Source organism: Pelosinus sp. sgz500959, from assembly GCF_042610375.1.
GTDB lineage: Bacteria > Bacillota > Negativicutes > DSM-13327 > DSM-13327 > CTSoil-075.
The window spans coordinates 328,568-351,966 of record NZ_JBGJZL010000004.1; the positions used below are offsets into that span (position 1 = coordinate 328,568).

The following is a 23,399-nucleotide window of genomic DNA, read 5'->3' on the forward strand; positions in this document are numbered from 1 at the left end:
TGAGGTAAAAAGAATGTCACAGCATTTGTTTAAATGGAAACATTTCCAGTCCGAAATTATAATATTATGTGTTCGCTGGTACCTGAAATATTCACTCAGTTACCGCATGATTGTGGAGATGATGCAGGAACGAGGATTAAACCTTGAATCAGCGGGACAGGTGAATTGATTCAAATCACTATGAACATATATTTTATAGTGTGAATCATGCAACCTGCCCCGCTGTTTCATTTATTCAATCTGCCCTTTCTTGTTCATATGCATTGCTTCAATTTCACAAATGGTTTTCTCTGCAGTTTGAAAACTGTCAAATCCAAGTATTAGCATGACTTTTTGTTTAATAAATCAATGACCCTTAGGGGTGTCGCACTTTTACGCAAAATTCCAATTACGCGTATCAGTATTATTTATCTATCAAAACACATGTTGAGTGTGTGGCGTTGATAGAGCGTAAATAGCCTGTATTCGCGGGGGCTCGTGGGTTTTGGTTAATTTTACAAGTGTGTAATTATGTTCGCTCATACTTCGGTTTGAGCGATTTTTTCATTGGGGGGTGTCGCGGAGTCGAGAGGTTTCGTGTAAAAGTTTAAACAAATACACGAAAATGAATACTTTTACACGAAATGTAGAGGGTTTCGTGTATTTGTATGGTTGGAGTGGGGGATGAAGTTGATGAAGGCAGTTACAGCAAGGGGGTATGTGGGGCTGGATTGACGGGCGGTTTTACTACAGGCCATTATATTTTACGGATGGCATGTTTGTAATAGACATTTAAGTGTTGGGGTAGTTTATGGCGTTTATAAAATAATAGTTATATACTGTTTGATGAATTTAGGAATTTGTAGCATTAAATATGACAGGTGTATGTCGTATTTAATGCTATAATTAATTTGGGTGATAAAAAATGAAAAGAAATCGATTATTTGAGATTACAACCATATTGCTTAATAAGGGAACGATTACCGCCAGAGAACTTGCTGACCGTTTTGGTGTTTCAACAAGGACAATTTACCGGGATATTGATGTGCTTTCATCAGCAGGTGTACCTGTGTATATGAATAAAGGCAATGGCGGCGGCATACATCTGCTTGAAAATTATACATTAAACAGGATGCTTATTTCAGAGCATGAAAGCGAAAACCTGCTGCTGGCATTCAATACTCTGCGGGCAACTCAATATCCGGAATTGGATATTGCCCTTGAAAAGATGGGGGCAATATTTAAGAATGCTTTAGATCATGACTGGGTAGAAGTTGATTTTTCTCCTTGGGGAAGTTCACCCAATGAACAAAACAAGTTTAACGATATAAAACGGGCTATGCTGGGGCGAAATGTCATTCGATTTGACTATGTGAACGGGGAAGGCCACAGGAGCATACGATTGGCGGAACCGGAAAAACTTATTTTTAAAAATAATGCATGGTATCTACTAGCCTTCTGTCGGCAACGTCAGGAACACAGGACCTTTAGGATATCCAGGCTAAAAAAACTAGAAATTCAGGCGGATACATTTGATGTAAAGGTGCCGCCAGAAGCGAAACCGGAAGAACAGAACGCTGGTCAACAGTCGTTAATTGCCTTGAAACTTTGCTTTCAGGCGCAGGTCTTAAATCGCTTATACGACTATTTTGATGATTCATTTATTATCCAGAACGGTGACGGAAGCTTTACTTTAGAGACCGCACTTCCGGAAGGAGAATGGCTTTACAGTTATATTTTATCTTTTGGCAGTTTTGTGAAGGTCATAGCACCAGAGAACGTACGTAAAATAATTGCAAATCGAATACGACAAGCATTAAAACTTTATGAATAATGATTTTAATATGACATACTGTTGTCTTATTATCTCGTGTATAATTAAAAAATAGATCAAGAGTTATAAAACGATCTATAGATAATGTGGTTGTCAAATAGAAACGAGAGGACAGCAAAATATAACGAAAGAAGGGAGATAATAATGGATAACTTATTTAATGTAGATGAATTTAAAGGTAAGCGAATTCTAGTCACAGGTGGAACACAAGGTATTGGTGAAGCCATCGTCAAGCGCCTGAAGAGTGCTGGAGGAATAATTATAACCACTGCTCGATCCATTCCTGATGATACCCATGGGTCGGAATTATTTATTCAAGCTGACGTCAGTACTGCAGAAGGCGTGGCAGTAATTACTAAAACGGTGCTTGAGCGTTTTGGTGGTGTAGATATTTTGATTAATAATGTAGGCGGGTCGTCTGTTCCAGTTGGGGGCGCTCTAGTAATGAGTGATGATAATTGGCAGCAGATCTTTAACACAAATTTCTTCCCAGCTGTTCGCCTAGATCGAGCACTACTTCCTTCGATGCTGGAACAGGGCTCCGGCGTTATCATTCATATTACATCCATCCGGCGGCTCTTCCCAGCAACTGAAACGATGGCGTATTCTGCGGCGAAGGCAGCTTTGGCAAACTACAGCAAAGGACTTGCCAACCAGGTCGCGCCTCACGGCGTACGGGTTAATACCGTTGCGCCTGGTTTCATTGAAACGACGGCCACAAAGGGATTTATTAAACTGTTGGCTAATGGTTCGGATACCGACTATGACAGTGCGCGGCAGGAAATAATGAATAACCTGGGGGGTATTCCCCTTGGACGTCCGGGCCGTCCTGAAGAAGTAGCCGAACTGGTTGCCTTCCTGGCATCTGATCGGGCTTCGTATATCATCGGTAGTGAACATATCATCGATGGGGGGACTATTCGGACAATCTAACGGAACAAGGAGGAACATACAGTAAACAGTAAAATCAATGATAAAATAAGTAAGGAGAGGATCATGATGTCGATAAAACTACCACAGCTTATTGCTACTTTTGTTCAGGCAAAGAATGATCAAAATAGTGATGCAGTGATTGCTTGTTTCGCAGGTGATGCCATTGTTCATGACGAAGGACAGGAGATTTGCGGTATTGCTGCTATCAAGAAATGGATTGATGCTAGCATTGAGAAATATCAAGACACCCTAGATCCTATCAACCTAGTAGAGCAAGGCAACGAGACTGTACTCACAGCTCAAGTTTCCGGAACCTTTGATGGAAGTCCGATTCCACTTGACTTCCACTTTACCATCAATGACGGTAAGATTACCATGTTGAGCACTCGATTAACTGGTGATTGATTGTTAGACGTAATGATTATCAGAAACAATAGTAGATAGGATGTTCTAGAATGATCACAAACAATCTGCTTTTAAAACTTAAGGATAGGAACGATGAAAACATTGCAAAGACAAGGGATATGTTGCTAAGTATGCAGGGGAAAATTGAGTTTCTCCATGATTTGAAAGTAGAAGTAGATATACGTCATGGAACGTCGTCTTATGACGTTATATTAATTACCAAATTTGCTTCTATGGAAGATTTTGAGGCTCTGGTGCAAAGATTCTATAAAGTTAGAAGTTGCCAAAGATTTATCCAAATATCAAACTGCGATACTCATGATTTTGTTTATAAATTGAACCTCAGATAGGGCAGATTGAATTTCTACAATCTGCCCTTTTCTAATCATATGCATAATTTCAATTCCACAAATTGTTTTCTCAGCAGTTTTAAAACTGCCAAATCCAAGCATTGGCTTGACCTTTCGCTTAATAAATCGATGGTCTTGTTCAATAATATTGTTCAGATATTTTACTTTTCGAAGCGACGTGCTGACAGAGAGGATTCCGCTATATATCATTTCATAGATAGCAATCTCGGTCGCGGCATACTTGTCAGTTGTTATTACCCTTGGTTGCTGACTATGTTTGGCTTTTAGAGCTTTTCTAAAGAAATTCTTCGCAGCATCTTTATCGCGATGTTCAGATACGAGGAAGTCTATAGTGTTCCCTTGAGAATCAACTGCTCTATATAAATAGGCATTTGTACCCTTGATTTTCAGATAGGTTTCATCCATTCGCCACGAATCGTTCGTTGGTGTAATATGTTTTCTGAGCTTCTTGCTAATAATTGGAGAATATTGATGAACCCATCTCATAATTATTGTGTGGGTGAGGTTTAATCCTCTTTCTTGCATCATTTCCACAAGCATTCTATAACTGAGTGGATACTTTAGATACCAACGGACGCATAACATTATAATTTCCGAATCGAAATGTTTCCACTTAAATAAATTATGTGACATTTTTTACCTCAATTCTCAAGTTTGTGGTAAGATTATAGCATCGATTTATTTTTTGCACCAGAACCGAAAAGGAAACAGTTAAACAATATGTAATATCAGAAGAATCCCGAGGTCCAAACTGGAAAGAAGAAATTCAGAAAAATTATGTAAATAAATATATTAGACTTAATAGTTTTGAGGAATTCACTGAAGATGAAAAGGCATTTTTCAGAAAAATGAATCAAAACTAGGATATCCTATAATATTCGAACATGCGTGTGGAGACATCAAATGATCGTTGAGATGATGCAAGAGAGAGGTTTGAAACTAACTCATACAACAATCGATTTATTAAACGAAAGATCAAACTAATGCTTGGATTTGATAGCTTTGAAACTGCTGAGAAAATAATTTGTGGAATTGAAACGATGCATATGAGCAGGAAGGGGCAGGTTGAAGAAATTCAATGTGTCCGTTCTGAGGTTGAATTTATAAATAAGATTATGGGGATCGTAGCTTAACACTGTGGCGAAATTCAGGAAAATTTCGATTTCATACTTTTCTGCACCAGAACCCCGCCGCTTATTGTAGTATAGGACAAGTAATTAGGATAATGTATAGGCTTGAAGAGGTTTGTAAATGAATATTTTAAATAAACCCAGCCCAGAATGGTATAAAGAAATATGGTCACTTGATATTCAAGATATGTCTTGGGTTGAACATACTAACGATGAAGTCAACTTTATCATTGATATTATGGATTTATCAGGGACAGAAAGAATTTTGGATTTAGCATGTGGTTTTGGTAGACATGCACTAGAGCTTTCAAGAAGAGGTTTTCCAGTAGTTGGCGTAGACATTACAAGTGATTATATAAACGAGGCTATGAGAATTTCTTCTTTTGATAAATTAAATGCAGAATTTATCTGTGCAGATATAAGGGATATGACTTTTAAAAATGAATTTGATGTTGTTTTAAATATGGCAGATGGTGCGGTTGGATATCTGGAAAATGATAATGAAAATTTGAAAATATTTGATTTGATTACATCTTCTCTAAAAAAAGGTGGAAAACATTTTATGAATATTTGCAATGCGGAGCATGCTGAAATGCATTTTCCAAGAAGGTATTGGGATATTGGAGAAAAAGAGCTTTCTCTTCCCGAATTCCATTGGGATAAAGAAAATCGACGGATGTTATATGGAGGATGGGGGCTGAAATTTGGAGAGGTAGCTGAAAAACCAAAAATTGATGAATTGTCAGCGCATTCAAGCATTCGACTATACTCAGTAAATGAAATAGAAGACATCTTCAAATCGAGAGAAATGATTGTTAAAAATACATTTGGGAAGTTTGATAAATCGATACCATCATCGCACAGGGAAATGCAATTGCTAATTTACTCACAAAAGATTTGATGTTATTCTTGCCCAAAAATCTAACTCAGCAAATTGAATAAAAGAAATGCGGGGACAGGTATGATATTTCAGAAAAGAAGAAGTATTATACTATATGTTTATATTTAGTAACTCCAATTTCTGAAAATAGGGGTGTCGCAGGGTGTCATAGGGGTGCCGAACCTTCAAAAATTCAGTGTATTGGTATCAACTCCCTATCACAACACATGTGGAGTCAGTGGCATTGATAGTAAATAAATAGCTGGAAGTAAGAGAGAGTAGTGTTAGTAGTTAGATGCATAAAAGAAACTCAAAAAAATACAAATAAGATTGGAAAGCGGCAAAGGAGGTATTTATACAATAAAATGTATAAATACCTCCTTTGCCAATTGTTTTGAGAGGATACTGATTTCTCAGAGTAATTTGACCGTTACTAGCTAAATTGGCGACATAACTTCTTTTACTCATCATCTGTCACCTTGGCTGCTTATTTTAGCGTTAACCATAATACGACACTTTATTATAAAAAAATATCAAAGGGATATGTGGTAAAATGTCGAATAAATGATATAAAGAGAATAATTGGTAAAAATATAGTATTTAAGAGGGACTATAAAGATAACTAAAAGATTGTTCATTTATTTCTAAAGGATTAAAAAGTAGAACACCTTCTGATTCAAAATAAGAGAAACTAAAACTTCTATCTTGGCTGAATCTTTGTTAAAGCTAAGTTTTATATATAAAAAGAAATTTGAAAAATAGGGAAAAAATAATTATGAATTTATCAATTGGTAAAAAAATCACAGGAGCTTTTCTATTTGTTACGTTCCTAGTCGTATGTATGAGTGTCTTTACTATATACGAATTTAACAAACTGGATACCGTAGCGAAAAAAAGTACTAATGAAAATATGGAAAAAATGCAATTAACCTTAGGCACTGCAAATGATTTAGCGAATTTGGCTGTGGTAGTGCGGCGTTTTAATTTCACAGGTGATGAAAGTGATATCTTGATTTACAACCAATACAAACAGGCAATGAATGACAAAGTGGCTAGATCTGAGCAATTGTTTGTCAACGAAGATGCAAAAAAAATAATCCAAAAGATCAAAACAGAAAAAACTGCTTATGAAGTTATTGCCGAAAAATCTATCCAAGCAAAACGTGAGAATAAGATCGAACAGGTAGCTTTATACATGCAACAGGCTGGGCAACCCTTTAAGCTCGCCAATGGAGCCACTGTTGATTTAGTGAAAGCTATTCAAGAATTTGTAAAAAATGAGGAACAACGTCTAGAGACAGAAAAAGAACAGACACACAAAATTATAATTGGCGTAAATATCCTTATTGCTTTTGCTGGTATCAGTATTGGACTATGGATTAGCCGTAAGATTGCCAAACCGGTTAATGCAGTAGCAACTGCTGCTGCAAAAATTGCCGATGGGGATCTTACTCAACCCCCGCTAAAAATTGACTCTGGAGATGAAGTTGGACAGCTCGCGCAGTCATTTAATCAGATGACTGCACAATTGAAACAACTGATCGGTAAAATATCTGTCTCTGCGGAACATATAGCTTCTTCATCTCAACAACTGACAGCCAGTGCTGAGCAATCGGCCCAGGCATCTAATCAAGTAGCCATTTCCATTACTGACATTGCTCAGGGCTCGCAGCAACAGTTAGACACGGTTAACCAAACCACGCTAGTTGCTAAAAATATGTCAACTAGTGTCCAACAGATTGCAGCTACTGCTAGGGAGGTTGGGAACAGTTCAACGCGCGCTACTGCTACTGCAGAGGCAGGCACGATTTCTATCGAAAAGACGGTTAAGCAAATACGGAAAATTGAACAGACTGTCAATTCCTCAACCCAACTAGTTACTGTACTTGGTCAACATTCACAGGAAATAGGTCAAATTGTAGATACTATTTCTGGAATTGCCGGGCAAACTAATTTACTAGCCCTTAATGCAGCAATTGAGGCGGCCAGGGCTGGTGAGCAAGGTAGAGGATTTGCTGTGGTCGCGGAAGAAGTACGCAAACTGGCTGAGCAGTCTCAAGAGGCGACTAAGCAGATTTCCGTTATTATCTCCCAAATTCAGGGACAAACCAACAATACAGTAAGTGCTATGGTCACTGGTAGCCGTGAAGTGCAATTAGGAGCAGAATTAGTGACAAGTACTGGTCAGGCTTTTGCTGATATTGTGTTAGCAGTTAGTGAGGTCTCCACACAAATTGTTGAAATTTCTACAGCGATTCATGACTTAGGTGTTGGTAGCCAGCAAGTGGTTGACTCTGTTAATGAGATTGACCAGATTAGTAAAAATACTGCCAGTGAAACAGAAACAGTATCGGCAGCAACCGAAGAGCAATCAGCTTCGATGGAAGAAATTGCGGCAGCTAGCCAAGCCTTAGCACATTTAGCTGAAGAACTTAACACCTCAGTTCGGATATTTCGTATTTAAAGACGTCATCAAATAAGAAAGAGTAAATAAGGAATAGTAAAAATCATTCTGCTACGCTACATGCTAGGAAGATAGGGGACGTTGGTTTGTCTTGTTTATAAGACAAACTAACGTCCCCTATCTTCCCGCCGTGGCTTTTTTGCTTTAAGTACTTTTGAAAAATCTTGAGTAGCGATATCAGCTAAAACTGGAATTATATATTTTATTAACACAATGAAAAGTAGTGTTAGGTATTCATTATATCAATAAAATTAGCCATGGCTATCGTTTGTGTTATATCTTTTCGTTGTATTAACATTGTTGTGCAATTTCGTAGATGAGATGGCAATTCATAAGAGGTTAACGTACCTGATTGAATTTTGTCAGCTATAGCGGATTTAGGTAATAGGGATATTCCGATACCAGAAGCTACTCCACCAATAATAGCTTCTAATGAGCCAAATTCAAAACGTTTTAAGGAAATCGATTTGTTCTCCAACAGATATCGTTCAAGTAGTGATCGGTAAGAACAGCCAGTGGGGAAAACTAATAAGACTCTATTTCTTAAGATTTCCTCAATATCTTTTGGAGATCGTCGGCCTTCAGCAACCAAGACCATTTCCTCTCTAAATGCAGCAATTTCAATGATGTCAGGGTGATTAATAGGTGCTGCAACAAATGCGAAGTCCAGATTATAGTTCAGAACTTGATTAATTAAGTATTCCGTAGTTCCAGTCTGCAGTGATAATTCAACCTTATCATATAAGGAGTGATATTTTTTAAGCAAAACAGGAAGATGAATTGCGGCTGTTGTTTCCATAGAGCCAATTCGCAGTAAACCGCCAGCCGATTCATCGGGATGTAAGCGGAAATATAATTCATCGAGCAACTGGGTGATTTTTACCCCTTGTTCTAAGAAAATCTTACCGGCAGGAGTGAGTTGCACTCCCTTAGCATTTCGATAAAATAAGCTCACATTCAGATTTGTTTCTAGTTTTCGTATGCGTGCAGTAACGCTAGATTGTGCGTAACCAAGAGTTTCAGCAGCCTTAGTCATGGAACCATGTAATGCGACTTCACGAAATACGGTTATATCATCTAAATCCATTTTAAATCTCACTCCAATAGGTAAAAACGATTGCTATAATAGAAATTAATCGCTTCTGTGAATAATGATTTTATAGTAACATAAAATTATATCATTTGACAAGGAGATGAATAAATCGAATAAGCAACGTAATATTTCTACTCTTGTAGGTGGGATTTGTGCCCTGAGCTTGGCGATGGGGTTTTCACGATTTGGCTTTACTCCAATTATTCCTCTGATGCAAAGAGATCTTGGTATATCTGAATTGGATATAGCAGTGCTGGCTTCTGCCAACTATGTAGGTTATCTGATTGGGGCGTATATTTCAGGAAAACAAAGGATTAAGGACAATTTGCTAGTATGGTTAGGAGTCGGCATGGTTGTCAGTATAATTACGATGGTAGCTATATCACTCACGGTAAATGAAGGAGTTTGGATTGTACTAAGATTACTTTCTGGATTTCTAAGTGCAATTTTATTTGTTGTTACCTCAAATATTACTTTAGGGCAAGGACGAAGGGATTGGGCTGGATATCTATATAGTGGAGTTGGTATTGGCATTGCTCTTACCGGCATATTTGTACCAATCTTTGATAGCATAGGTGGTTGGAAAGCATCATGGCAAGGATTAGCAATCGGCGGAAGTCTTTTTGGAATCGTGGCGTGGTATACTCTATCGCAGGCAGTGCGTTCAGAAACTGGGGAACCGGGAGAAATACGAAACACAAATAATTTTGTGAGAGATTATAGGTGGTATGTGCTTCTCATTAGCTATGGACTTGAGGGGATTGGCTATATCATCACAGCTACATTTATTGTACAAATGATAAAAGGGATGCATGAACTCAGCCATATTGCGAACCCAAGTTGGATATTAATTGGCTTGGCGGCAGTGCCCTCTACATTTCTGTGGGCACACATCGCGAAAATGACAAATATAAAAAAGAGCCTAATTCTGGCTTTTGCAGTACAGGCTTTAGGAATTATATTAACAGTTATAATACCAAATAAAGGAAGTATCTTGATTGGAGGTGTTTTATTTGGCGGAACCTTCATGGGAATAACCAGTTTAACGATTACCTTGGCATCCCAGATGAAACCCGAAAATCAAATGCAAGCTATTGGAGAATTAACGACGGTATATGCATTAGGTCAGATCATTGGTCCCATTGTTGCAGCATATCTGCAAAAAAACTTTAACATAGTAGCTCCCAGCTTTTTTGCTGTAGCGGTTTTAATAGTGGCCTTATTCGCATTGATGGCACTGAGAGTGGAGGATATTAAATTGAAAGACTGAAAGCAAATAAATAATGCTTAACTAATCAAGTGAGTACCCTGATAATTATTGCTATCCCAACCACAGCCCTAAAAATAATGTGTAAAGTAGTATTTAATGAAAAATATTTTGTACTTCATGTATAGAAGGAGGATGTAAAATGGTTGATGAAAAGATAATAGAATCTTTTCATATGATGTGGGATGGTTTCCCGGTAAGACAGGGGTTTATTCGGGGATGATTGCGGCTCGCCAAGGGAGAGAGATTTTAGATAACGTTTGTAATGTATTAGCCATTGAAATGTTGGCCGCCGTGAAGGTATTGATTTTCTAACGCCATTAACACTAGGCGAGGGGACTGTCAAAGCCCATCAAACCATTCGTAGCGTTGTACCACACTTAGAGCAAGACCGGATACCTTTCCCAGATATCGAAGGGATGTCATCCTCACTTAGACTTTCCTTAGTAGTAGGATTACTACATCGTGTATAACATGATTCGGTTGCCTTCACTGTCTGCGAAATAAGCGTAGAAGCCATAATTCTTTGACTATTTCGTGTCTTGGTTTGTCATTTAAGTATAACGAGACCATTTGATTCTTTATTGGTATATAAAAAGATACTATACTACAAAATAGTGCGTACTTGCTATTATGTTCCTTATTGATTATTATTACTATAGCAGATACGGCTTTAACGAAAAATAATTTATTTGGTCTTTGGAGTCTACCTAAAAAATACCAGATCCAGCGTTCTAATTTTATTTATTACCCACAATGCAGATGGTGTTTTAAAGAATTTTTTTTAGAGGGGATAGAGAACTTCCAAACACTTAGGGAAAATAGGGCTGTGTTATTGCAATAACTAAAAAAACAGGGGGAAATGTGATGATTACGACAAGTCAAAAGAAAAAAGAAATGTCGAAAAACACTATGAAAGCCATTCAGCTCCATGAGTTCGGTGGTCCTGAGGTGCTACGTTACGAGGAGGCGTCTACTCCCGAGCTGAATCTGGGTGAGGTGCTCGTTCGCGTTCACGCGATTGGCATCAATCCCCCCGACTGGTACCTACGCGATGGCTATAAGGCGCTTCCGCTCGAATGGCAGCCGCAGGTGGCTTTCCCCGCTATTTTGGGAACAGATATTTCGGGCGTTATCGAGGCGGTCGCCGATGATGTAAAGGACTTCTCCATTGGAGACGAAGTGTATTCGATGGTTCGCTTTCCAAGCGGCATGTTCGGGGACAGCAAGGCCTATGCCGAGTACGTCAGCGTGCCAGCAGCGGAAGTTGCACTCAAGCCGACCGGCATTGATCATGTGCATGCTGCCGGAGCACCGATGTCGCTACTCACCGCGTGGCAGTTCATGATCGAACTGGGGCACAATGAACCCAATCCCCTTCAGCCAAACATGCATGAGCCAGTGCCGCTTGAGGGCAAGACAGTTCTGGTGAACGGAGCCGCAGGCGGCGTGGGGCACTTCGCGGTGCAAATAGCGAAACTGAAAGGTGCGCACGTCATTGCCGTGGCATCGGGCAAACATGAGTTACTTTTGCGGGAACTCGGTGCCGACGAATTCATCGATTACACCAAAAATTATCCCGAGGATATTGCACATGATATTGACCTTGTCATCGACGCCCTCGGCGGTCCGACCACCGGTCGTTTTCTGCGCACGCTGAAGCGCGGCGGTGCATTGTTCCCAGTGTTCCCCTTAGGTTTCTCCGGTGCCAATGATGCTGAGAAGCTGGGCGTCACGGTCTCGACAACCCAAGTCCGTTCGAGCGGGGCTCAGTTGACGGAAGTCGGGCGCTTACTCGATGATGGGACGATCCGTGTTGTCCTGGACAGTACCTATCCGCTTGCCGATGCTCGCAAGGCCCACGAACGAGCCGCTCGTGGGCACATTCAAGGCAAGATCGTGCTCACTGTCGCGTGAGGGCGAAATTTACCATCCAAGGGGAGAAAATATTCTTAGGAGATAAAGTAATTATTGATTATAGGGGGAATTGTGATGAATGTATTGGCGATTATTGGAAGTCCGAGAAAAAACGGTAATACAGCTGCTATCGTCAACGCCGTCTGCCGAGGAGCGGTTGCGGTAGGACATGAAGTAGAGATTATTAACGTAAATGATTTAACTATTCACGACTGCGTGGGCTGCAATGCCTGTAAAACTGGTAAAATCGAGTACTGTGTTTTAAATGATGATATGCAAAAACTATATCCGAAAATTGTGACGGCAGACTGTTTGGTGGTTGGTACGCCGGTATATGTGGGACAAATGACCGGGAAAATGAAGAATTTCTTTGATCGCTGGTATGCTTTCTTGGATGAAAATCATCAATTGCGTCATTTTCCAGGGGAGAAATATATTACCGTTACTTCCAGCGGCGGACCAGCGGAGGCTTTTCAATCATTAACCGATTATTTTAATTATTGGTTAGGTGATTTTTTTCAAATGAAACTAGTAAAGAATATTGTGGCGGGAACTTTGCAAGCTGTCGATGATATAAACAAGCAGCCGGAAATTCTGCAATTAGCAGAGAAAACTGGACGCGAACTGTAAGCGGGATGTAACCATAGCAGTTATAATGACGAAAACAGCCTAGGCCCTTTTACATAAGGGTTTAGGCTATTTCTTTTGGCTGAAGTGAACAGGGATTAATCATTACAGCCCTATTTTATTATTGAGAAGGAAAGTAATTTCATAAGGTAGAAAGGATTAGTGATTCTGGTGCAAAAAAATAAATCCATGATATAATCATTACCCTAAACTTTAAAATTGAGGTAAAGAGCATGTCACAGAATTTATTCAAATGGAAGCATTTCAGATCGGATATTATAATGTTGTGTGTTCGCTGGTACTTGAAATATCCACTTAGCTATCGAATGCTTGTAGAGATGATGCAAGAAAGAGGATTAAACCTAACTCATACAACAATTATGAGATGGGTTCATCAATATTCTCCAGTTATTTGCGAGAAACTCAGAAAACATATTAAACCAACGAATGATTCGTGGCGGATGGATGAAACCTATCTGAAAATCAAGGGTACAAATGCGTATTTATATAGAGCCGTAGATTCTGAAGGGAAAACTATCGACTTTTTTGTATCTGAACATCGTGATAAAGATGCCACCAAGAAGTTCTTTAGCAAAGCTTTAAAGGCTATACATAATCAGCAACCAAGAGTCATAACAACTGACAAGTACGCTGCAACCGAGGTTGCTATCTATGAAATGATTTATAATGGAATCCTTTCTGTTAGCACGTCGCTTCGAAAAGTAAAATACATGAACAATATTATTGAGCAGGACCATCGCTTTATAAAACGAAAGGTCAAGCCAATGCTTGGATTTGATAGTTTTGAAACTGCTGAGAAAACACTTTGCGGAATTGAGACCATGCATATGATCAGGAAAGGACAGATTGAAGAAATTCAGTCTGTCCTTTCTGAGGTTGAGTTTCTAAACAACATCATGGGTATCGTAGCTTAACACTGGAGTGAAATCTAGGATATTTTTGACTTTATAAAATTTTTGCACCAGAACCTTTTTATCGATGCTTGACATTTTTACTTTAAAACAGACAACTCTACGGAGAGTTTATTGTATAGCAGATGTAGACTTGGTACAATTTATTACATGGAGGTACAGTAAAATGCAAAACACTAAAGTCGGAAACATAATCCGCACCTTGCGCCAGGAATGCAATATGACGCAAAAACAGCTTGCGGACAAAATGAATATCAGTGACAAAACCGTTTCCAAGTGGGAGCGTGGTTTGGGGTGTCCGGATATTTCGCTTATTCCAGAGCTTTCAGATATTCTCGGAGTTGATACACAAAAATTGCTAGTCGGCGATATGACTCCGAATGATTTTGTGGGAGGCAATATGAAAAACACAAGATATTATGTCTGCTCAATATGCAATAATATTTCACTTTGCACTGGTGAAGCAGAGGTTTCATGCTGCGGCAAAAAGCTAATGGCTCAGGCAATGAAGAAAGCGGAAGAAAGTGAAAAACTTTCTGTCCAAGTCATAGAAGACAATTGGTATATTACGAGTGTTCACCCCATGACAAAGACGCATTACATTTCATTTGTGGCTTTTGCGATGGGCGATCGTATCCATTTTATCAAGCAGTATCCGGAGTGGGATTTGGGTGTGCGTATCCCCAAAAGAGGACACGGAATGATGATCTGGTACTGTATAGAACACGGCTTATTCTATCAGTTATTGTAAAAGGAGATAATATAAAATGAAGTTTATAGTATTTAACGGAAGCCCTGCTGGGGCAAACAGCAACACAAATGTGATTGTAGAAGCGTTTTTGGATGGCGCAAAAAGAGCCGATGCTGATACAGAAAATGTGTTTTTAATTGATAAGAACATTGGACACTGCAAAGGATGCTTTGCCTGCTGGTTTAAAACACCAGGAAAATGCGTGATGCAGGATGACATGACAGAGCTTTTGGATAAATATAATGCTGCTGATGTGGTGTGCTTTGCTTCGCCTGTTTACACATGGAATATGACAGCAGCTCTCAAGAACTTTGCCGATAGGCTCGTACCGCTGAAAAGCCCTCGAATTGTAAATTCGGGCGAAAATTTTGACCTTGCGGATTCCAAACCTAAAACGCAGCAATTTGTGGTGATTTCAAACTGTGGCTTTCCGGGCAACAACAATTTTGAAACCATGAAAATGGTGTTTGCTTCCTGCAATCCTGTTCTTGAGATTTATCGCAATTGCGGAAAACTCTTAAAAAGCAAGGACGAGAAAATCAAAGCAACCGTAAATGAATATTTGCAAGTTGTCGAGCAGGCAGGATATGAGATGGCAACGCAAAATTACGTATCGGAAGAAACAAAACCAAAACTTGAAATGCAGCTCATGTCGATACCTGATTATGTGAAATACATCGGAATGTAGCATAGGATTGATAAACCTATTACCATTGCGAAGCCGCTCAGACAATATCACCCCCCTGCATTTTAGAAGGTAGAACCTTTACGCAAAACTCCAATTCGCGAATCAGTATCATAAAAGTCTGTGAAACCGCTAATTACCTTGATTTGTAAGGTAATTAGCGGTTTTTTTATGATGTTGTTTTCTTATAACGGATTTATTTTTATACATACAAATTTTTTGTTAAGAATTACTACCTTTTTTTAATAGATGAAACTTCCTATAATCAGTTGGGGACATATTCATATGTTCATCAAATACCTTAGAAAAATAACTAGAGCTGTTGAAACCAACCATCTCAGCGATTTGCGTCATGGAAAAGTTTGTTGTTAGCAGTAATGAAAGGCTAGCTGATATACGATATTTCATGAGATATTGTACAGGCGGTATATGAATAACATTTTGAAAACATCGAGAGCATTCTCTCGTACTAATACCAGCGAAATCGGCGATGTCTTTGATAGATAATGGCTCTGAATAATTATCATGAATGAACTGCATCATGCACTGAGTACGACTTTCTTGTAAGGGATTAATAAGTACACCTTTTACGTTTTTCTGCACGATATCATTTAGAATCAATCGCCAAATACGTGATAGATTTTCACAGATAATGAGTTCCTTACAAAAAACTTCTTTAGCAAAAGCAGAATACACCTCTTTAATGGATAAAATGATCTCATTTTTCCATGTGGAATTATTTGAAAAGATATAGGTTGCTAATCCTGCATTGTCAAAAATAGGTGTAATCATTTGACGATAAATAAAGGTGCCTTTTCCGCCAGTGAAAATAGACGGTGAAAAAAGGATTGTGATTAATTCGCAGCCTTCCCCCTCGGTCACCACCATAGAGTGTAAAATATTCGAATTAATAAAAGCGCCCTCATTTTCACGAATGATATATTCCTGACTTCCTAACAGCATTCGCAGACAACCTTTGGTCACCACAAAAATTTCGATTTCTTCATGCCAATGCCACGGCACATATCCTAGCGCATATTTGGCGATGTCAGCAAAGAAAATCGCACACGGGAAATCTTCGGTAACATATTCTAATACTTCCATACCTTTTTCGTTAATGGGAATAAAATCTCGTTGCACAACGTTACCCCCCTTTTTTGGTCTTAAATTTGCAAGAAATCGTCTGTAATGTGATATAATCCAACAATAATTGGCGATATAATTATAACATAATAAATTAGTGCTAACGATCGGTATAATGAATGATCGCGCTAAACGACAAGAAGAAAGGATTATATCACCGTGCAAAAAGAAATTTTTCGGAAAAGATTAAGTATGACTATATGGGGGACGATCGGGACGGCTATCGGATGTGGATTATTAAAATTCGCAGACTTAGGAATTGATCCTTTTAATGCGATGGTAACTGGAATCGCAAATCTGAGCGGTATACAGTATGGAATGGTATTTATCTTAGTGACGGCGGTATTTCTGATTTTTACATTGATTTTTGATAAAAACTACATCGGTATTGCAACGATTCTCGGCCTGTTCTTAGTCGGATATGTGGTTCAGTATACGTTAGTACTGCTAAATATACTTTTCCCTAGTGCAGATATGTTTCTTCGAATCATCACATTGGTATTCGGATTACTGCTCATTAGCGTGGCATCTTCTCTCTATTTTACTGCAGGTATGGGAGTTTCGGCATACGATGCAACATCGTTGATCGCAGCAGATAAATCACCGCTTCCCTTTCGTGTATGCAGAATTATTTCGGATGTTACCTGCGTAATATTAGGTTTTACTTTTAATGCCACCATTGGCATTGGAACGATCATCACGGCCTTTTTTCTTGGTCCGGCAATTGACTTCTTTAATAAACGGTTAGCAAAACCTTTTCTCTATGGAAAGGGCCACGGTGAAAAATAACCATATGAATAAATAGATGAAAGAGTATAGGGGGATTATATGAAAAAACAAGGGATTATTTTTGATTTTAATGGGACGATGTTCTATGACGGCAAAATACAAGAAGAATCGTGGAAGATATTTTTATGTGAAAAAATTGGCAGGGAAATAGCCGATGAAGAATTTCAAAACTATGTGCATGGCTGCCATGCCGAGGTTTCATTTACTTATTTCTTAAAAAAGCAACTAAGCCGAGAAGAAGTTGACCAGCTAATCGAAGAAAAAGAACGTATTTATCGGCAATTATGTCTTGCAGATCGCCAGCACTATCGATTGGCTGATGGTTTAGTGGAGTTCTTGGATTATTTGCAAACGACAAAGATACCGTTTACGATCGCAACGGCCTCTGGTCTAAATAACCTTAATTTCTTTTTTCAATATTTAGAATTGGGCAATTGGTTTAAAAGAGAACAAGTCGTTTATGATAACGGCCTTATCCCAAGTAAGCCTGATCCGACAATTTACAACAAGGCAGCCCAAAATATCGGTGTTTTGCCCCAACAGTGCATTGTATTTGAAGATGCTAGGTCAGGTATTGAGTCTGCCCGCCAGGCAGGAGTAAATAAAATTATAGGAGTTGCTTCAACGTTGTCCAAGAAACAGCTTCAGCAAATACCTGATATCTCTGTCGTAATAGAAGATTACAAAGACGTAAAAAACTTGATTAATTTTTGAGGGTGTCCCTGTATCTGTCCTCGTCTGCTGTAACACCAAAGGTAAAATCTCAAAAACAGGAAAGTCCTTATTGCCCTGAAAATTTTGCTAGTCAAGTAATACGCAGATATGCAAGGGGATTTAGGGGCAGGTTTGAGTCAAAGGAACCAAAATAAATAGAGGCGAATGATACTTTTAGCGAAAAGAGAAATACGTTCTCATATCACGATAAGGAATTGCAATATATGCTTATTTTCTCTGTTGGCTACTCTCAAACTGCAAATCAGTGGCCTTTAATTTTCTTTTTACATGGAAAGTCGGAACGTGGGCAAGACCTAAACTTAGTAAAGAATTATGGACCTCCTTGGATCGTGGAACAACGATCCCAACTATTTGGAAGGATCGGTTCATATCTATGCCAATATGGGCTATTCATAGCGAAAAACACCTTCCAGATCTGTGGAAGGTGTTTTTGCTATATTATACTATGAAAATTATTAGCATAAACAGCCGAGGGCGGGGACGATAGAACCATTGATGAGTTAATCTCAACTAGCCCCCAGCGTTATGATTTCAGTGTTTTATATGCTGTGCACATAGGCTTGTAATAGTTTTTTATAATCTATGTCACTTGGCGGGAGTTTACCATTTGTAATGACAATTTTAATTTTATCATCCAGGCTAGGAGCGATACCTTTTTGCTCTAATATATTTGCCAAATGATTGATGGCTCCAACACTTCCGTCGAAAAAGACAGTTTCCTCTGCAAACGATCCTTGCAAAACCTTACTGAATAGTGGGAAATGAGTACAGCCTAGAACAACAGCACCATAATCAGATAGCTCTAATGATGCAAATTCATTTTTCAAATACTGATCTACGTCTAAAGTGTTAAACTCAAACTTTTCGGCAAATTTCACCAAGCCGCCTAACGCCAGCGTATCAACCATTGTTGTCGCATTAAGCTTATGAATTAATTGCTGGAATTTTTCCTCTCGTAAAGTAAGACTAGTTGCCAACACCAATGTTTTTTTGCCTCTTGCTTGACAATAAGCAATTGCTGGTTTTACAGCAGGCTCCATTCCAATGATTGGGAAACTGTAATTCCTCCGCAATTTCGCGTCAGCAGCACTCGTTGCCGTATTACACGCAATCACCACAGCATCTACTTTGATCTCAGCCATATAATCCATAGCGGTTTTGACGTATTGTCTTACTTCGCTTATTGTCTTTTCACCATAAGGCACATGCTCAATATCAGCATAGTAAATGTAATTAGCAAATGGTAACATTTTTAAAGCGTGCCCCAGAACCGTTAAGCCGCCAATACCAGAGTCAAAAAAGCCGATCTTCATACTCATCCCTTCCTAGTTTCAATTATTGTATTAATATTATCATGAATAATTCCGCCAAAATAGAGAACTCCAATTAAAAAGCACTACTTACATTATACCACACACTAGCGGCAGTAGGAATTTTGTATGGAAGTTGGAAATTCTAACTTGACTATAGCATATGCTATGGTCTTTTTTTGTGTCTTTTTTTCGTTAAGGGTGTTGCGGAGTTGATGAGATTCGTGTATTTGTATGGTTGGATAAGGAATATGGCACTCCCTAGTGAATTAAGTTGGGATCAAATCCTAGAGCGAACGCATAACAATATAATTTCAGATTGGAAATTTTTCCAGTTAAATAAATTTTGTGAGATTTTTTTAACTTGCTTTTCAAGTTTATGGTAAGATTATAACGTTACTTTAATTTTTGCACCAGAACCTAAATTAGTGCTTGACTATCCTGTGCACAGGACAGTTTATACTATCAATATAGAGGTGATACATTGTATAAAATAGGAGATTTTTCAAAAATAACAAATTTAAGTGTGAAGGCTTTACGATACTATGATGAAGAGAATATTCTTAAACCTTCTTTTCGAAATGAAGAAAATTTTTATAGGTTTTACGACGATAATGATTTCAAGAAGGCGGAGCTAATTATTCTCTTACGAGAACTTAATTTTTCGATTTCTGAAATTAAAGATGTTATGAAGATCTATGAAGGTCAAGCTGACTTATCCTATATTTTAGAAGAAAAGAAAGATATGGTTAAGAAGAAAATTATCGAGGAAAAATCATTGCTGAAAAAAATCAAGTTATATATTAAACCAAAATTAATGGAGGATAATAATATCAATTACAAAATAGCATTCAAGGATATTCCAGCTGTTAAAGTAGCATCGATCCGATACAGCGGTAAATACAGTGATTGTGGTAAGTATTTCGACAGAATCTATAAAGTAATAAAAGGCGATGCAACTGGCGCACCGCTTAATTGTTATTATGATGATGACTATAAGGAAGATGCAGATATTGAATCGTGTGTTCCTACATTAAAACAGGTTTGTGACTCGGCCGTAACGACAAAAGAACTACCACCAATTAGAGCAATTTCTACAATACATACTGGAACTTATGAGAGCATTAATATGGCATATAAAGCTATTTTTGACTATACTCAGGAAAAAAGAGTTAACTGCTTAACGCCATCTAGAGAAATATATATAAAAGCACCTGGCATGATATTTAGAGGAAATCCCAATAACTATATTACGGAAGTTATTATTCCAATTGAGTAGGAGGTTAACACATGACTACCGAAAAAATAGATTATAAAAAAGAATATAAGGATCTATATCTACCAAAGCAAAAGCCAACTGTGGTAAATGTACCTACTATGACATTTATTATGGTAAATGGAAGTGGCAATCCCAATATTGAAGGTGGAGAATATCAGCAGGCAATAGAATTGCTATATGGATTGTCTTATACAATAAAAATGAGCAATAAGAATGGTTACCAGCCAGAAGACTATTTTGATTATGTTGTACCACCGCTAGAAGGATTATGGTGGTTAGAAGAAGACAATATGGATTTCACGCAAAAGAACAAATTTTGTTGGACTTCAATGATTCGACAACCTGAATTTGTGACGAAAGAAGTATTCCAATGGTCCTGTAATGAACTTAAAAGAAAAAAACCACAAATCGATACTACAAAGGCATATCTTGAAACATTTACAGAAGGCCTATGTGTGCAAAGCATGCACATTGGACCATTTGATGATGAACCGGAAACAGTTAAATTGATTGAAACTTATATAAGTGAGAATAACTTAAAAAATGCAATTTCATCAATTGAACCTGATGGAAGAATACGTAGACATCATGAGATTTATTTATCAGATCCAAGAAAAACAGCTCCACAAAGGTTGAAAACTGTCTTAAGACATCCTGTTGCTAAGATAGATTGATGAAGCGAACATTGTCAAGGGGACAGGTAGTGTAGACGTTGTTTTTGGGGGCGAACGTTTGTAGGGGGGCACACTTTTACACGAATTTCGTGTATTTGTATATAATTTTGCGTATTTGGTCGGTTTTTCAGATAAATCTCAAAGGCGCGAGACCACGTCGGTATCTGCGGCCTGCGGCGGAACCTTTGACAAAGCCGGAAAGTCACGTGTTTCGTTCATCTTGTCCGAGCCGTAATAAGAATCGGCCTTTGCCACGGATTACTTTGTCATGACAGCCGCAATAAGAAGTGCAATAAATATTAGGATAACGATTTTGGGTTCGCTATACTCAATGAAGGTAAATCCAAATACCAACCAAGTCACCGCAGCGGCAAAACTGAGTGCAATTGCGGGCCACCGGTCTAGGACTTCGAAAGCATGCCGAGCAACCAAAAGTGCAAGTAATCCAAATACAATCTGTCCCAATCCGTAAGCGATATTCAGCCCCCAATAGAGTGTTGTTTCGGGACTAGGTAGGCGGGTGCCGCGTAAATATTGCGACACAACATCAACGATTATATGCATCGTGCCGATGAAAGCCAGCCAACTATAGGCTGCGTAAATAAGAATTTTGTGCATGATAATACCTCCTATTTAAAAGTTACACCTGTTAATTGCGTGGCTATGTCCCATAGTTGTGTTGCAACTTCTATATCTTCTGCCTGAGGTGGACTTTCGCAACGGCAGGGAAACCGCGCAGCTCATTCATCTTATTCGGCCCATAATAGGCTCCGCCCTTAGCGTCCGGCGAAGTCGCCGCGAACAGCGTCGGTAATGCGCCTGCAACCTCGCTGTCAATGCAAAAGGCCCAAGGAAATTCGTGCCGAATTGCATCTCAAAGCCATCAGCAGTAACCTTGCGTTCTGGCAGTGCCATCACGGCGGCATTGTTGATAAGAACGTCAAGGCTTTGACGCTTGGCCTGAAGCCTCTTGCCGAATGACTCGACAGAAGCAAGATCGGCGAGATCCAGCAACTCAAAACAGACATTGGCTGCAGGAACAGCCTGTTGGATTTTACCGACAGCTTCATCGCCCTTGACTGGATTTCTGCCTGCAATGATAACTTCTGCTCCAGCGCGAGCCAAAGCCAAAGCGTCTTGATAGCCTAGCCCGCCGGTGCCGGACACGACATAGGAACGGCCATATTGTGGGGGAATATTTGAAGTACTCCAACCCAAGCTGCTATTTTTACCTATTAGCAACTATTTTTCGGAATTGTTTTTCATAATAAAATATCCCCTAATCTTTAATACTGCTCCATACGGAGCACCGCTGCATAGGACTTTAATACCCTGTTGGCGGAAAAACGCCTGGGCCTTAATCCCTTATCAGTTACTTTCCAGCCTGTCATAAATTGTACCTGGAAGCAGCATAATGCCATTTGCTTTGGCCAGCTCTGAAATAGTTAAGAATTCGTAGCCTTCCTCCAATAGCTGCGGAAGGCACTCTTCCAATGCCTCCGCTGTCAAAACGGGGGAATCATGCAAGAAAAGTATTGCACCATCTTTACTATTACGGATTCTGTCAATAATGACCTGTTTACTACTGGCCTTCCAGTCTTCGGTATTGATTGTCCAGTTAATAATTGAATATGGAATTCGGGCAATGACATCTTGACGATAGTTCAGGGCTCCTCCGGGAAATCGGAGGATCGTTGTTCGCTTGCCTGTAAGTTTTTCAAGTAAATCACCTGCTCTTTTGGCTTCTGACATAAACTCCTGATAATTATAGAAATTGAGAGAGGTGTGGTTATAAGTATGATTTGCGACTTCCATTCCTAATGCGTCCATACGCTTGATGGTATCGGGATTCTTTTCCGCTTTTGAGCCGAGAACAAAAAAGGTAGTTTTAACATTATATTTTTCGAAACAATCCAGCAAACGGTTTGTATTTTCAACTGGCCCATCATCAAAGGTAAGTGCTATTTTTATCTTATTAGATTTAACATGGCCAGCCTCCGCTGTTCCCGGTGAGATGCTTTTTACCGGCTTCTGGTTCTGCTGTAACTCTCTTTGAAGGTTTGTTTTAGAAGATTCATTGGCCGGCTCGATCAAGGTTTCTGGCGTTTTTGCACATGCGCAAAGAATTAGCAGAATGAGAGACAACAACAGCAGGATACCGACCCTTACTCCCAGATGTTTTTTCACAGAGAAATGCCTCC

24 protein-coding genes and 1 pseudogene are annotated in these 23,399 nt (G+C 39.0%); 18 read left to right on the plus strand and 7 right to left on the minus strand.

Annotated features, from left to right (window positions below):
• Window positions 1-13 precede the first annotated feature (13 nt).
• The 5 genes and pseudogenes from ACAN52_RS08560 to ACAN52_RS08580 all read left to right on the plus strand — a co-directional run.
• Window positions 14-145: pseudogene (locus tag ACAN52_RS08560) on the plus strand (IS6 family transposase); the annotation flags it as partial.
• A 759-nt stretch (window positions 146-904) separates the two neighbouring features.
• Window positions 905-1,813: a helix-turn-helix transcriptional regulator gene (locus tag ACAN52_RS08565; RefSeq protein WP_378954253.1), complete on the plus strand. Its 909-nt coding sequence runs from the start codon at window positions 905-907 to the stop codon at window positions 1,811-1,813.
• 144 nt (window positions 1,814-1,957) lie between these two features.
• Complete coding sequence (locus tag ACAN52_RS08570; RefSeq protein WP_378954254.1) at window positions 1,958-2,746, plus strand: SDR family oxidoreductase; 789 nt, start codon at window positions 1,958-1,960, stop codon at window positions 2,744-2,746.
• A 63-nt stretch (window positions 2,747-2,809) separates the two neighbouring features.
• Entirely contained in the window at window positions 2,810-3,151 is a 342-nt protein-coding gene (locus tag ACAN52_RS08575) for a nuclear transport factor 2 family protein (RefSeq protein WP_378954255.1), read from the plus strand.
• A 50-nt stretch (window positions 3,152-3,201) separates the two neighbouring features.
• Window positions 3,202-3,501 (plus strand): Dabb family protein, encoded by a 300-nt coding sequence (locus tag ACAN52_RS08580; protein ID WP_378954256.1) that lies wholly within the window; start codon window positions 3,202-3,204, stop codon window positions 3,499-3,501.
• On the opposite strand, the gene ACAN52_RS08585 is transcribed toward ACAN52_RS08580, so the two are convergent.
• Complete coding sequence (locus ACAN52_RS08585; RefSeq protein ID WP_378954258.1) at window positions 3,454-4,155, minus strand: IS6 family transposase; 702 nt, start codon at window positions 4,153-4,155, stop codon at window positions 3,454-3,456. The genes ACAN52_RS08580 and ACAN52_RS08585 overlap by 48 nt on opposite strands.
• 350 nt (window positions 4,156-4,505) lie before the next feature.
• Between ACAN52_RS08585 and ACAN52_RS08590 the strand changes: the two genes are divergently transcribed.
• The 3 genes from ACAN52_RS08590 to ACAN52_RS08600 all read left to right on the plus strand — a co-directional run bounded on the left by ACAN52_RS08590 (window position 4,506) and on the right by ACAN52_RS08600 (window position 7,996).
• Window positions 4,506-4,655 carry a hypothetical protein gene (locus ACAN52_RS08590; RefSeq protein WP_378954260.1) on the plus strand — a complete coding sequence of 50 codons (150 nt, stop codon included), beginning with the start codon at window positions 4,506-4,508 and terminating at the stop codon, window positions 4,653-4,655.
• Between the two features lie 118 nt (window positions 4,656-4,773).
• Window positions 4,774-5,553 (plus strand): class I SAM-dependent methyltransferase, encoded by a 780-nt coding sequence (locus tag ACAN52_RS08595; protein WP_378954261.1) that lies wholly within the window; start codon window positions 4,774-4,776, stop codon window positions 5,551-5,553.
• A 754-nt stretch (window positions 5,554-6,307) separates the two neighbouring features.
• Complete coding sequence (locus tag ACAN52_RS08600) at window positions 6,308-7,996, plus strand: methyl-accepting chemotaxis protein (protein WP_378954263.1); 1,689 nt, start codon at window positions 6,308-6,310, stop codon at window positions 7,994-7,996.
• Between the two features lie 226 nt (window positions 7,997-8,222).
• Here the strand turns inward: ACAN52_RS08600 and ACAN52_RS08605 are convergent, their stop codons facing one another.
• Window positions 8,223-9,083, minus strand: coding sequence for a LysR family transcriptional regulator (locus ACAN52_RS08605; RefSeq protein ID WP_378954264.1), 861 nt, complete (start codon window positions 9,081-9,083; stop codon window positions 8,223-8,225).
• Window positions 9,084-9,189: 106 nt separating this feature from the next.
• On the opposite strand from ACAN52_RS08605, the gene ACAN52_RS08610 reads away from it, so the two are divergent.
• The 6 genes from ACAN52_RS08610 to ACAN52_RS08635 all read left to right on the plus strand — a co-directional run bounded on the left by ACAN52_RS08610 (window position 9,190) and on the right by ACAN52_RS08635 (window position 15,271).
• Entirely contained in the window at window positions 9,190-10,359 is a 1,170-nt protein-coding gene (locus ACAN52_RS08610) for a YbfB/YjiJ family MFS transporter (RefSeq protein ID WP_378954265.1), read from the plus strand.
• A gap of 864 nt (window positions 10,360-11,223) precedes the next feature.
• Complete coding sequence (locus ACAN52_RS08615) at window positions 11,224-12,273, plus strand: NADP-dependent oxidoreductase (RefSeq protein ID WP_378954267.1); 1,050 nt, start codon at window positions 11,224-11,226, stop codon at window positions 12,271-12,273.
• 75 nt (window positions 12,274-12,348) lie between these two features.
• Entirely contained in the window at window positions 12,349-12,903 is a 555-nt protein-coding gene (locus ACAN52_RS08620; protein ID WP_378954268.1) for a flavodoxin family protein, read from the plus strand.
• A 230-nt stretch (window positions 12,904-13,133) separates the two neighbouring features.
• Complete coding sequence (locus ACAN52_RS08625; RefSeq protein ID WP_378954269.1) at window positions 13,134-13,835, plus strand: IS6 family transposase; 702 nt, start codon at window positions 13,134-13,136, stop codon at window positions 13,833-13,835.
• 163 nt (window positions 13,836-13,998) lie between these two features.
• Window positions 13,999-14,583 (plus strand): helix-turn-helix domain-containing protein, encoded by a 585-nt coding sequence (locus tag ACAN52_RS08630; RefSeq protein WP_378954270.1) that lies wholly within the window; start codon window positions 13,999-14,001, stop codon window positions 14,581-14,583.
• 16 nt (window positions 14,584-14,599) lie between these two features.
• Window positions 14,600-15,271, plus strand: a complete 672-nt coding sequence (locus ACAN52_RS08635) for a flavodoxin family protein (RefSeq protein ID WP_378954271.1) — start codon at window positions 14,600-14,602, stop codon at window positions 15,269-15,271.
• 219 nt (window positions 15,272-15,490) lie between these two features.
• Here ACAN52_RS08635 and ACAN52_RS08640 read toward each other — a convergent pair whose 3' ends face one another.
• Window positions 15,491-16,408 (minus strand): helix-turn-helix domain-containing protein, encoded by a 918-nt coding sequence (locus ACAN52_RS08640; protein WP_378954273.1) that lies wholly within the window; start codon window positions 16,406-16,408, stop codon window positions 15,491-15,493.
• A gap of 195 nt (window positions 16,409-16,603) precedes the next feature.
• Here ACAN52_RS08640 and ACAN52_RS08645 point away from each other — a divergent pair, with 195 nt between their 5' ends.
• Together ACAN52_RS08645 and ACAN52_RS08650 are read left to right on the plus strand one after the other, a co-directional pair.
• The gene (locus ACAN52_RS08645; RefSeq protein WP_378954274.1) at window positions 16,604-17,200 is read left to right on the plus strand and encodes a YitT family protein; all 597 of its coding nucleotides are present in this window, start codon (window positions 16,604-16,606) and stop codon (window positions 17,198-17,200) included.
• Between the two features lie 39 nt (window positions 17,201-17,239).
• The gene (locus ACAN52_RS08650; protein ID WP_378954276.1) at window positions 17,240-17,914 is read left to right on the plus strand and encodes an HAD family hydrolase; all 675 of its coding nucleotides are present in this window, start codon (window positions 17,240-17,242) and stop codon (window positions 17,912-17,914) included.
• Between the two features lie 560 nt (window positions 17,915-18,474).
• On the opposite strand, the gene murI is transcribed toward ACAN52_RS08650, so the two are convergent.
• Window positions 18,475-19,248 (minus strand): glutamate racemase, encoded by a 774-nt coding sequence (gene murI / locus ACAN52_RS08655; RefSeq protein WP_378954277.1) that lies wholly within the window; start codon window positions 19,246-19,248, stop codon window positions 18,475-18,477.
• Window positions 19,249-19,729: 481 nt separating this feature from the next.
• Between murI and ACAN52_RS08660 the strand changes: the two genes are divergently transcribed.
• Together ACAN52_RS08660 and ACAN52_RS08665 are read left to right on the plus strand one after the other, a co-directional pair.
• Entirely contained in the window at window positions 19,730-20,524 is a 795-nt protein-coding gene (locus ACAN52_RS08660) for a GyrI-like domain-containing protein (protein ID WP_378954279.1), read from the plus strand.
• An 11-nt stretch (window positions 20,525-20,535) separates the two neighbouring features.
• Complete coding sequence (locus tag ACAN52_RS08665; protein WP_378954280.1) at window positions 20,536-21,198, plus strand: GyrI-like domain-containing protein; 663 nt, start codon at window positions 20,536-20,538, stop codon at window positions 21,196-21,198.
• Window positions 21,199-21,456: 258 nt separating this feature from the next.
• Here the strand turns inward: ACAN52_RS08665 and ACAN52_RS08670 are convergent, their stop codons facing one another.
• The 3 genes from ACAN52_RS08670 to ACAN52_RS08680 all read right to left on the minus strand — a co-directional run bounded on the left by ACAN52_RS08670 (window position 21,457) and on the right by ACAN52_RS08680 (window position 23,385).
• The gene (locus ACAN52_RS08670; protein WP_378954282.1) at window positions 21,457-21,816 is read right to left on the minus strand and encodes a hypothetical protein; all 360 of its coding nucleotides are present in this window, start codon (window positions 21,814-21,816) and stop codon (window positions 21,457-21,459) included.
• Window positions 21,817-21,942: 126 nt separating this feature from the next.
• On the minus strand, window positions 21,943-22,416 hold the full coding sequence (locus ACAN52_RS08675; protein ID WP_378954283.1) for an SDR family NAD(P)-dependent oxidoreductase: 474 nt from the start codon (window positions 22,414-22,416) through the stop codon (window positions 21,943-21,945).
• Window positions 22,417-22,566: 150 nt separating this feature from the next.
• Window positions 22,567-23,385 (minus strand): polysaccharide deacetylase family protein, encoded by an 819-nt coding sequence (locus ACAN52_RS08680; protein ID WP_378954285.1) that lies wholly within the window; start codon window positions 23,383-23,385, stop codon window positions 22,567-22,569.
• Window positions 23,386-23,399: the final 14 nt, after the last annotated feature.

Excerpts from the sequence above, each read along its gene's own strand:
- ACAN52_RS08565 (WP_378954253.1), top strand. The coding sequence starts at position 905 with ATGAAAAGAAATCGATTATTTGAGATTACAACCATATTGCTTAATAAG.
- ACAN52_RS08570 (WP_378954254.1), top strand. The coding sequence starts at position 1,958 with ATGGATAACTTATTTAATGTAGATGAATTTAAAGGTAAGCGAATTCTA.
- ACAN52_RS08575 (WP_378954255.1), top strand. The coding sequence starts at position 2,810 with ATGATGTCGATAAAACTACCACAGCTTATTGCTACTTTTGTTCAGGCA.
- ACAN52_RS08580 (WP_378954256.1), top strand. The coding sequence starts at position 3,202 with ATGATCACAAACAATCTGCTTTTAAAACTTAAGGATAGGAACGATGAA.
- ACAN52_RS08585 (WP_378954258.1), bottom strand. The coding sequence starts at position 4,155 with ATGTCACATAATTTATTTAAGTGGAAACATTTCGATTCGGAAATTATA.
- ACAN52_RS08590 (WP_378954260.1), top strand. The coding sequence starts at position 4,506 with ATGCTTGGATTTGATAGCTTTGAAACTGCTGAGAAAATAATTTGTGGA.
- ACAN52_RS08595 (WP_378954261.1), top strand. The coding sequence starts at position 4,774 with ATGAATATTTTAAATAAACCCAGCCCAGAATGGTATAAAGAAATATGG.
- ACAN52_RS08600 (WP_378954263.1), top strand. The coding sequence starts at position 6,308 with ATGAATTTATCAATTGGTAAAAAAATCACAGGAGCTTTTCTATTTGTT.
- ACAN52_RS08605 (WP_378954264.1), bottom strand. The coding sequence starts at position 9,083 with ATGGATTTAGATGATATAACCGTATTTCGTGAAGTCGCATTACATGGT.
- ACAN52_RS08610 (WP_378954265.1), top strand. The coding sequence starts at position 9,190 with ATGAATAAATCGAATAAGCAACGTAATATTTCTACTCTTGTAGGTGGG.
- ACAN52_RS08615 (WP_378954267.1), top strand. The coding sequence starts at position 11,224 with ATGATTACGACAAGTCAAAAGAAAAAAGAAATGTCGAAAAACACTATG.
- ACAN52_RS08620 (WP_378954268.1), top strand. The coding sequence starts at position 12,349 with ATGAATGTATTGGCGATTATTGGAAGTCCGAGAAAAAACGGTAATACA.
- ACAN52_RS08625 (WP_378954269.1), top strand. The coding sequence starts at position 13,134 with ATGTCACAGAATTTATTCAAATGGAAGCATTTCAGATCGGATATTATA.
- ACAN52_RS08630 (WP_378954270.1), top strand. The coding sequence starts at position 13,999 with ATGCAAAACACTAAAGTCGGAAACATAATCCGCACCTTGCGCCAGGAA.
- ACAN52_RS08635 (WP_378954271.1), top strand. The coding sequence starts at position 14,600 with ATGAAGTTTATAGTATTTAACGGAAGCCCTGCTGGGGCAAACAGCAAC.
- ACAN52_RS08645 (WP_378954274.1), top strand. The coding sequence starts at position 16,604 with ATGACTATATGGGGGACGATCGGGACGGCTATCGGATGTGGATTATTA.
- ACAN52_RS08650 (WP_378954276.1), top strand. The coding sequence starts at position 17,240 with ATGAAAAAACAAGGGATTATTTTTGATTTTAATGGGACGATGTTCTAT.
- murI (WP_378954277.1), bottom strand. The coding sequence starts at position 19,248 with ATGAAGATCGGCTTTTTTGACTCTGGTATTGGCGGCTTAACGGTTCTG.
- ACAN52_RS08665 (WP_378954280.1), top strand. The coding sequence starts at position 20,536 with ATGACTACCGAAAAAATAGATTATAAAAAAGAATATAAGGATCTATAT.
- ACAN52_RS08670 (WP_378954282.1), bottom strand. The coding sequence starts at position 21,816 with ATGCACAAAATTCTTATTTACGCAGCCTATAGTTGGCTGGCTTTCATC.